A 1,760-nucleotide genomic window follows, 5' to 3' on the forward strand; every position below is an offset into this window, starting at 1 on the left:
GTCGGTGGGCTGGAAGACGCCGCGCCGCAGGTGGGGCGGCACGATCGCCTCCATCGCATCGAGCTTCTCGGTCGGATCGCCGCGCGTGTAGACCTCGGTGGTCGTCAGCGTAGCGTGGCCCAGCCACAGCGACACCTTCCGGATGTCCCCGGTCGCTTGCAGAACGACCATCGCGCAGGTGTGCCTGAGCACGTGGGGCGAGACGCGTTTCCTGGCGAGACCGGGCTGCTTGCGAGCCGCAGTCGCGGCGTGCTGCCTGAGCAGATAGGCAAAGCCCCATCGGCTCAGCGGCTCACCGCGGGCGTTGACGAACACCTCGGGTGTCGCGACCTGCCCGCGGATGGCCAGCCAGGCACGCAGTGCAGCGGCCGCCGGCTTCCACAACGGCAGCGTCCGCTCCCGGCGTCCCTTGCCGAGCACGCGGATGCTCATCGAAGGCAGGGCGATGTCATCGACCTTGAGGCCCGTCAGCTCGGAGACGCGCAGCCCTGCGCAGATGGCCACGTGCAGCATTGCGCGATCGCGGATGCCATCGCGTGTCGCCGGATCGGGAGCGTCGAGCACGGCTTGGAGCTCTTCGCGCAGAAGGTAGGGCACCAGGCGCGTGTCAGTTTTCTTGAACGGGATCGCCAGTACACGGCGGATCTGCTCGAGCGCTGCCGGCTGCCGGTACTCGAGGAAGCGAAAGAACGACTTGATCGCCGCCAGGCGAACGTTGCGCGTCACGGCCGCGTTTTTGCGCTCGTCCTCAAGATGCTCGAGGAAGGCGCTGACGAGCCCGGCATCGATCTGCTCGAGCGTCAGCGCCGATGGTTTGACCTTGAGCCGGTCGGCGGCGAACACGAACAGCAGCTGGAAGCTCGAGGCATAGGAGTCCCTCGTGTGCCGGCTGGCGCCCCGCTGGCAAGCGAGTGTGTCGCGCAGGAACGTCTCGATGAGGGGAGCGATCGGCGTCATGATGACCTCCCTTCGGACATAAACGCTTCGCCGGCCGTGGCGACATCGCGCAAGAGGTCGGGCGTGGCCTCGAGGTACCAGTAGGTCGCGTAGATGTTGACGTGACCCATGTAGGTTGCGAGTGCCGCCATGTGTGCCCCGCACCGGCCTCGGCCGGTCGGGCTGCCTTGCAGCGCGCGCACCGCAAACGTGTGCCGCAGATCGTGCAGGCGAGGACGGCGAGCCGACGTCGATCTGATGCCAGCCTTGTCGACCAGCCTGTCGAAGGTCTCCTTGACGGCAATGTAGCGTAGCGGCCGATTGCGCTTGTCGATGAACACCGGATCATCGTCTGAGCCGGGCCCGCGACGTGCCAGGTATCGCTGCAAGCCGGCGGCCGCCGTGTCGTGCAGCGGCACCAGTCGCGTCTTGCGGAACTTGGTCTCGCGGATCAGCAGACCGTCGCGGGTCACGTCAGCGATCGTCAGCTTCAGGGCTTCGGAGATCCTGAGCCCGGTGGCTGAGAGCAGCGCGATCAAGGTCGCTTGCGTGTGCGGGCGCAAGCCGCGCATTGGCCGAAGCCGCAGCGCAGCTTCGACCAGCCGACTGATCTCATCTGCCGTGTAGATGTGCGGCGTGCGACGCTTCTTGCGGGCGCCGAAGTGATTTGCCGGCGGCAGCTCGTGCCCGACGTCCTCCACCCGGACATGGCGTACGAAGCGACAGACGGCTCTGAGCCGTGCATCGCGTTGCGCGACGGATGGTCCGAGCGCGGCCCAGTCGATCGCTGTTTTTGTCTCGACGTACGTTTGTCCGCGCTCGGC

General features: G+C 66.8%; 2 protein-coding genes. Both read right to left on the reverse strand.

The genetic code is table 11. From position 1 onward, the window contains the following. A partial coding sequence (locus IVA82_RS24940; protein ID WP_247493602.1) for a tyrosine-type recombinase/integrase occupies positions 1-957 on the reverse strand: 957 nt, incomplete at its 3' end. Then, a partial coding sequence (locus IVA82_RS24945) for a tyrosine-type recombinase/integrase (RefSeq protein WP_247493603.1) occupies positions 954-1,760 on the reverse strand: 807 nt, incomplete at its 5' end. The genes IVA82_RS24940 and IVA82_RS24945, both read right to left, overlap by 4 nt.

This window comes from Bradyrhizobium sp. 142 (genome assembly GCF_023074015.1).
Lineage (GTDB): Bacteria > Pseudomonadota > Alphaproteobacteria > Rhizobiales > Xanthobacteraceae > Bradyrhizobium.